At 35.4% G+C, this 601-nt stretch carries 1 pseudogene; it reads left to right on the top strand.

From position 1 onward, the window contains the following. Positions 1 to 63: 63 nt before the first annotated feature. A pseudogene (locus OEA66_RS11785) lies at positions 64 to 601 on the top strand (hypothetical protein); the annotation flags it as partial.

The raw sequence follows: 601 nt of genomic DNA on the forward strand, positions 1-601 counted from the left end.
AGAACTGGCACACGAAGGATTAACGATTGAAAATAACTAATATTAACTTTAAAATTTAAAAAAATGAATTACAAAACACCTGGAGTTTACGTAGAGGAAATTGCAAAATTCCCGCCATCTGTAGCACAAGTAGAAACGGCTATTCCTGCTTTTATCGGATATACAGCACAAGGGCCGAAAAATGAACCAACAAGAATCTCTTCAATGTTGGAATACGAAACACTTTTCGGAAAAGCAAAAAATGAATCTTTTACATTTACTGTAGTTGCAGCCACTACAACTGCACCTATTAAACCTAGAAAAGTTACTGCAGCTTTAGAAACACCTAGTCATTTCAAAATGTATTATGCGATGCAAATGTATTTTGCAAACGGTGGCGGACCATGTTACATCGTTTCTGCAGGATTATATCCATCAGACGGGGTCGTACAATTGACTGATTTAAATGCGAGCCTTGATACTTTAGAAAAAGAAGACGAGCCAACTCTTATCGTTTTCCCAGATGCTGAAGGTTTATCTACAACAAATGCTTATCAATTATATAATTTAGCTTTAGATCAGGCAGAATTAATGAAAGACAGATTTGTTATTATGGATGTTC

This window comes from Chryseobacterium luquanense (genome assembly GCF_026460945.1).
GTDB classification, from domain to species: Bacteria; Bacteroidota; Bacteroidia; order Flavobacteriales; family Weeksellaceae; genus Chryseobacterium; species Chryseobacterium luquanense.